Source organism: Oscillibacter sp. (assembly GCF_032060045.1).
Classification (GTDB): domain Bacteria; phylum Bacillota; class Clostridia; order Oscillospirales; family Oscillospiraceae; genus Oscillibacter.
Map to the genome: position 1 here is coordinate 51482 of NZ_DAMBZJ010000019.1, position 6735 is coordinate 58216.

6 protein-coding genes are annotated in these 6735 nt (G+C 57.0%); 5 read left to right on the forward strand and 1 reads right to left on the reverse strand.

Annotated features, from left to right (window positions below; translation table 11 throughout):
• The 5 genes from RT018_RS09320 to RT018_RS09340 form a co-directional block, all read left to right on the forward strand.
• Positions 1 to 199: DUF6512 family protein (locus RT018_RS09320; RefSeq protein WP_312941311.1), on the forward strand; the 199-nt coding region annotated here is incomplete at its 5' end.
• 225 nt (positions 200 to 424) lie between these two features.
• Positions 425 to 1612 carry a toxic anion resistance protein gene (locus RT018_RS09325; RefSeq protein WP_312941314.1) on the forward strand — a complete coding sequence of 396 codons (1188 nt, stop codon included), beginning with the start codon at positions 425 to 427 and terminating at the stop codon, positions 1610 to 1612.
• A gap of 127 nt (positions 1613 to 1739) precedes the next feature.
• A complete protein-coding gene (locus tag RT018_RS09330; protein WP_312941316.1) occupies positions 1740 to 3734 on the forward strand; it encodes an FtsW/RodA/SpoVE family cell cycle protein in 1995 nt (664 codons plus the stop codon).
• Positions 3727 to 5097 (forward strand): penicillin-binding transpeptidase domain-containing protein, encoded by a 1371-nt coding sequence (locus RT018_RS09335; RefSeq protein ID WP_312941318.1) that lies wholly within the window; start codon positions 3727 to 3729, stop codon positions 5095 to 5097. The genes RT018_RS09330 and RT018_RS09335 overlap by 8 nt, the downstream gene beginning before the upstream one ends.
• Before the next feature lie 85 nt (positions 5098 to 5182).
• Positions 5183 to 5482 carry a hypothetical protein gene (locus RT018_RS09340; protein WP_312941320.1) on the forward strand — a complete coding sequence of 100 codons (300 nt, stop codon included), beginning with the start codon at positions 5183 to 5185 and terminating at the stop codon, positions 5480 to 5482.
• Between the two features lie 210 nt (positions 5483 to 5692).
• On the opposite strand, the gene RT018_RS09345 is transcribed toward RT018_RS09340, so the two are convergent.
• Positions 5693 to 6735 (reverse strand): diaminopimelate decarboxylase (locus RT018_RS09345; RefSeq protein ID WP_312941322.1); only part of this gene is annotated, 1043 nt, incomplete at its 5' end.

Below are 6735 nucleotides of genomic sequence, written 5' to 3' on the forward strand. Positions count from 1 at the left end.
TCTGGTTTCGGCGGCGACGGTATTTTTATTGGATTGGTGCTTTGGAAAGACGGGGCGGTTTACCTCCGGCTGGCAACAGGCGGCGGGACTCGCGGCGCTGTGGGCGCTGGCTCTGTTATTCGTACTGTGGACCTACCGCCCGCCTAGACTACCCCTGTTTTGGGATGCGGCGGCGGGTGTATACGGGCTTTCGTCGTGAATGAATTGTAAATACCCCCTAAAACGCTCTGTTTCAGGGGGCTTTCACTTGACCGGGGCGTTTGGTCGGGAGTATAATAAACCGATTAAAGATTCAGGGCCGGGAGGCTGGACGGGGGGCTTTGCAAAGCCGCCCGCAGGGCTTTACTGGCATTGCGCGGATGGGAGGGACAGGCCCGGCCGCGAGAGCCGCGCAGCGGCAAATAAATGCTTGGAGGAAGAAAACATGGCTGATGAGATTGAAAAGGTGCCCTCGTTGACGCTGGAACCTACCGCGGCAGCGGTTCAGGCTGTTCCGGAGCTGACACTGGAGGGTGGGGAGGCCCCTGCACCTGCCGTGCCTACTGCGCCCTCGCCCAAACCAGAGGCGGAGCCCGTCCGGCTGGACGAAAGTCTTTTAAACGAGCAGGAAAAAAAGGCTGTGGAAGAATTCTCCAAAAAAATTGATCTAACCGATTCCAATATGATTTTGCAGTATGGCGCGGCGGCCCAGAAAAATGTGGCGGGCTTTTCCGAAAACGCGCTGAGTTCTGTAAAAACCAAAGATTTGGGCGACGTGGGCAAGTCCCTTTCCTCGCTGGTGGCGGAGCTGCGGGGCTTTGGCGAGGAAGAGGAGAAAAAGGGACTGTTTGGTGTATTTAAAAAGGCTGGAAACAAAATGCAGACAATGAAAGCTCAGTATGCCAAGGTGGAGACGAATGTGGAGCGCATTGCCCGGGAGTTGGAGCAGCATCAGCTTATCCTTCTGAAGGACGTGGCCATGCTGGACCAGATGTACGAGCTGAACCTGAAATATTACAAGGAACTCACCATGTACATTCTGGCGGGGAAGAAGAAGCTTGCCGACTATCGGACCGGAGAGCTGGAAGCGCTGCGCAAAAAGGCCGAGGCCTCCGGCACGCAGGAGGACGCGCAGACGTATAACGACCGCGTGCAGATGTGCGAGCGGTTTGAAAAGAAGCTCCACGATCTGGAGCTGACCCGCATGATTTCCGTGCAGATGGGGCCACAGACCCGCCTTTTGCAAAATAACGACACGCTGATGGTGGAAAAAATCCAATCGTCTTTGGTGAATACCATTCCACTGTGGAAGTCCCAGATGGTGCTGTCATTGGGATTAGAGCACTCCCGCCAGGCGACTGCCGCCCAGTCCGCCGTGACCGACACCACCAATCAGCTTTTGAAGAAGAATGCGGATATGCTGAAAATGGGCACCGTGGCCGCCGCCAAGGAGGCGGAGCGGTCCATTGTGGACATCGAAACCCTTCAGCATACCAATCAGCAGTTGATTTCCACGCTGGACGAAGTGATGACCGTTCAGCGGGAGAGCGCGGTAAGGCGCAGAGCCGCTGAGGTGGAGCTTGGCCGAATCGAGGGAGAATTGAAGCAAAAGCTGATGGAGCTGCGCGGTTAAAATTCTCCCAGGCATGCAAAAAAAGCAAACCGGGCGAAGCGGGACTGAAAAAACGGAGCCGGAAAAGGCTGCAAGGGCTGCAAAAGCAGCAAATGATACCTTTTTAGAGTAGAATGGAGGCGGTGAGATGACCGGCCTGCAATCCATACTGGATGCTGTGACGGCGGCGCTTGCCGCCGTGCCCATGGCGGGCACTTGGTTTTCGGCCGTGGTCCGGTTTTTGTTTCCGGTGCTGGCGATTCTGATTTTAACCCGGGCCATCCGTGGGCTTTTACGCATTCCTCATACGCCGGAAACCTGGGCTCAACTGAGCTTACCCAACGGTACGGCGCTTCCTTTGACACACTGGGAAAACATTTTGGGCCGCAGCAAAACGGCGGATGTAATTTTAAATTACCCCAGCATCTCTCGTCAGCACGCGGCATTATGCCGGAACGAGGCGGGAGACTGGACGCTGTATGACCTCAGCTCCAAGGGCGGCACGCTGCTAAACGGCGAGGTGATCACCACCTCCGCCCCTGTGCGGGTGGGGGACACCGTGGGCCTTGGCGGCGTGCCCCTGCTCTTCCTGCCACAAACCGTGGGCGAGCGGGAGGAGACGGAGCGGCGGCGGCAGGCAGAGCGCCCAGCCGCCGTGTGGCCCTCGTTTTTGTGGCTGACGGTGTTTCAGATTTTGGCTTGCCTTCAGCTCATTGTGGCGGCGGGGCAGAAGGCCACGGTGGCCCTGCCCCTGAGCTTTCTAGGGCTGACGGTGGTAATGTGGATTTACTATATCGCCCTGCGGGCCACAAAATGCGTAGGCTTTGAGATGGAAACCATCGCGTTTTTCCTATCCACCCTGTCCCTTTCCGTCACAGCCTCCTCCGCGCCGGGGTCGCTGCTCAAGCAGTTTATTGCTGTCGTGCTGGGGCTGGCGCTGTTTCTGGCGCTGGGGCTGGCATTGCGTGACTTGAGCCGAGTGCAGAAGCTCCGGTGGATTTCCGCGGCGGTGGCCATGGGGCTTTTGGGCGTGACACTGGTACTGGGCAGCCGAGTGTTTGGTGCGAAGAACTGGATTATTGTGGGGCCATTTTCCATTCAGCCCTCGGAGATTGCAAAAATATTTTACATTTTTGCCGGGTCCGCTACGCTGGAGCGCCTGTTCCGCCGGCGGAACTTGACGCTGTTCATCGTCCTCACCGGAGTTTGCATCGGGTGCCTGGGGCTGATGAGCGATTTTGGAACCGCCGCTGTCTTTTTTGTCACATTTTTGGTGATTGCCTATCTCCGCTCCGGGGACTTTGCAACGCTAGGGCTGATCTGTGGCGGGGCGGTGTTTGGCGCGGGGATTATTGTGCAGTTTAAACCGTATATCCTCAGTCGGTTTGCCACGTGGGGCCACGCATGGCAAAACGCATCGGTGGGCGCGGCTTATCAGCAGACCCGCACTATGTCCGCCGCAGCCAGCGGCGGCCTTGTGGGCATGGGGGCGGGAAGAGGCTGGCTCTATAAAATCCCCGCAGGAGACACGGATTTGGTATTCGGGATGCTGTGCGAGGAGTGGGGACTGATTGTGGCGGTGCTGGCCATTGCTTCCATCGTGACTCTCGCAGTTTTCGTCGTTCGGGCTTGCCGAGTGGGGCGATCCAGCTTTTATGTCATCGCCGCCTGCGCCGCAGGGTCGCTGATGGTGTTCCAGACGTGCCTGAACGTGTTCGGCTCTGTGGATTTGCTTCCCCTGACGGGAGTGACGCTGCCGTTTGTGTCCAACGGCGGGTCCGCCATGCTGTCGGCATGGGGATTGCTGGCCTTTCTTAAAGCCACGGATACTCGGGAAAACGCCAGCTTTGCCATCCGTCGCAGGCCGGGTAAACGGCTGACGGAGGAGGCCCGCCGTCGGACCGAGCCGGTGCGGGAGGATGAATCTCGCCGGGAACCGATCAGGGAGGACAAAAAGTCTGGACCTGTGGAGGAGAATAGCCGCTTAAAACTGGGACGCGACGCAGAGAATGAGTCGGCAGAGCCGGAATTTGCGCAGGAGGTAGACTCACTGAAACCGTACTTTGACGACGATGTTTCGTTTACTATACCGGAGTTCCTCCGAAACCGGGAAGTCGGCGGAGAGGAGGACCGCCATGCGTAAAATTGAACGGCGGGCGCTGCTTTGCCTGCTTTTGGCGGGGGCACTGGGACTGGGACTGCTCTTTTTCGTCGGAAAATTTCTGATTTACGGGGGTGGCTGGGCTTCCTCAGCCTTCAACCGGCACCTGTACAACAACGCAGGCGTTTTAACCAGCGGGACGGTTTTGGACCGGGATGGGGATGTGCTCTCAGCGGTGGATGACGACGGAAACCGCACCTATTACCAAAATGAGACGGTCCGCAAATCCACACTCCACGCCGTGGGAGATTTGCAGGGCAATATCGGCACCGGCGTGCTGAACGCTTTTGCCGATAAGCTGACAGGGTATGATCTTGTAAACGGCGCGTTTTCCGCCCATCAGGGGAACACCTTGTACCTGACCATCGATGCGCGATATAATTACGAGGCGTATCAGGCATTGAACGGCCGGGCGGGAACCGTGGCGGTATACAACTACAAAACCGGAGAAATCCTGTGCATGGTTTCCGCACCCAGCTATGACCCGCTGAGCGTCTCTGCGGACATTTTGGAAAACGATCGGTACAAGGGCGCGTATCTCAACCGATTTTTGTCCTCCACCTTCACGCCCGGTTCCGTGTTCAAAACCGTGACAGCGGCGGCTGCCATTGAAAAACTGCCGGATTATGACACACGAACATGGAACTGCCAAGGTTCCGTGAAAATTGGTGAAGATACGATTATCTGCTCAGGGACTCATGGAGATGAGACGTTTGCGCAGGCGCTGGCTAATTCCTGTAACGTGGCCTTTGCGGAGATGGCTGAGGAGTTGGGAGAGGATACGCTGGCATCTTACGCCGCCAAGGCGGGGCTGATGGACAGTTATTCCGTCAGCGGTCTGCCCACCGCCAAGGGGCGCTTTTCCTTCAATGGGATTACCGACGGCGAGCTTGGCTGGGCGGGCGTGGGACAGTTTCACGATACAGTGAATCCCTGCGCCCTGATGGTTTACATGGGGGCCATTGGGAACGGGGGAAAAGCCGCCGTGCCCAAACTGATTCTAAAGACCCGGGATAGTCTGGGGCTTCCCTCCTCCCTGAATCTGACACACCACACAGGTCGGTTGATCGGCGCAGACACCGCAAAGACGCTGGCGGAGTTGATGGCCAACAACGTGACGGAATCCTACGGGACAAAGCGCTTTCCCAACATGGATATCTGCGCCAAGTCCGGCACGGCGGAGGTGGGAGAGGGAAAAGCGCCCCATGCATGGTTTACCGGTTTTCTCAGAGATGAGGATACGCCCTATGCCTTTGTGGCGCTAGTGGAAAACGGCGGCGGCGGCGCGTCCGTGGCCGGGACTGTGGCTGGTCGGGTGCTGAACGTAATTGTAAACGGGTATTGATTCCGTCATATAAACGCGGAAAAGAGCTTTGCGGAAATCAAAAGCCAGCCGCGCTTTCAAGACGACAGAAACCGGAGAGATGGATATGCAAGAAGACTTTACGAAGAAAAAACGGTGGATGAACATCGGAAGTGTTGTCTCCGCCGCGGGGCTGGTGTTGTATTTTCTGGGACGGGCGCTGGGCTTTCCCGAGGCTTTGCTGGGGGCTGTCGCGGTGATAGCGACGGGTTTGTCCGTTGCCACGCTGTTTTTGATGATTGCCTGCCGACAGGACGGAGGGAAAGAAATCATCTCCGGAAACCGTCTGGTGGGACAGGGAGCGCTGGTTGTGCTGCTGGCTATGGCGGCGGCGGTGGTGCTTAAGGGCGCCGGACTGCTGGCGTAGGCACGAAACATACGGCTTAAAACCGCAGCTTGAGGTGAAGCCATTCCCGTGCACACCTAAATTCCACACAGAACGTGGAGAAAAATAAAAACGCGTGGGACGGATATTTCATCCGCCCCACGCGTTTTGTTTAGAATTATGGAATCGCCGCTGAAACACCGGTCAGTCGCGCTGAAGAATCGTCCGGACAAGATGCCCGTATTTCCAGACTTACCAGACCAGTGTGGAAAAATAGTCCTCCACGGTTTCGGCTCTGCGAATCAGCTCCGGAGTGCCGTCTTCCTTCCAAAGAAGCTCGGCGGAGCGGAGCTTTCCGTTGTAATTATAGCCCATGGCGAAGCCGTGGGCCCCGGTATCGTGAATCACCAGAAGGTCGCCCGAATCAATTTTGGGAAGCATCCGGTCAACGGCAAATTTGTCGTTGTTTTCGCACAGGCCGCCCGCCACGTCGTACATGTGGTCGCAGGGGGCGTTTTCTTTTCCAGCCACGGTGATGTGGTGGTAAGACCCGTACATGGCCGGGCGCATCAGGTTGCAGGCGCAGGCATCCACCCCGATATACTCTTTGTAAATATGCTTTTCATGGACCGCGCGGGTGACGAGATGCCCATAGGGCGCCAGCATAAACCGGCCCAGTTCCGAGTATAGCGCCACATCCCCCATTCCGGCGGGAACCAGAACTTCCTCATAGACCCGGCGCACGCCCTCGCCAATGGCGGCGATGTCGTTCTCCGGTGCGTCCGGCAGATAGGGAATGCCCACGCCGCCGGAAAGGTTGATGAAGGTGATGTGACAGCCGGTTTCTTCCTTTAGCTCCACCGCAAGCTGAAACAGAACCTTGGCAAGGGCGGGGTAATACTCGTTGGACAGCGTGTTGGAGGCTAAAAAGGCGTGGATGCCGAATTCCTTCGCACCCTTGTCCCGCAGCATTTGAAACGCGTCCGCAATCTGTGCGCGGGTCATGCCATATTTCGCATCGCCTGGGTTATCCATTACCTGAAAGCCCTCTTGCGTTTCTCCCAGTGTAAACATACCGCCCGGATTGTACCGGCAGCTGATTTTCTCCGGGATACGACCGATGGACTGCTCCAAAAACTCCACATGAGTGATGTCGTCCAGATTGATGACAGCCCCCAGCTGGTCCGCCAATTCGTATTCTTCGGACGGAGTGTTATTAGAGGAGAACATAATCTCCTGTCCCCTGACGCCACATTTGTCCGCCAGCATCAGCTCGGTGAGGGAAGAGCAGTCGC

Excerpts from the sequence above, each read along its gene's own strand:
- RT018_RS09325 (WP_312941314.1), top strand. The coding sequence starts at position 425 with ATGGCTGATGAGATTGAAAAGGTGCCCTCGTTGACGCTGGAACCTACC.
- RT018_RS09330 (WP_312941316.1), top strand. The coding sequence starts at position 1,740 with ATGACCGGCCTGCAATCCATACTGGATGCTGTGACGGCGGCGCTTGCC.
- RT018_RS09340 (WP_312941320.1), top strand. The coding sequence starts at position 5,183 with ATGCAAGAAGACTTTACGAAGAAAAAACGGTGGATGAACATCGGAAGT.
- RT018_RS09335 (WP_312941318.1), top strand. The coding sequence starts at position 3,727 with ATGCGTAAAATTGAACGGCGGGCGCTGCTTTGCCTGCTTTTGGCGGGG.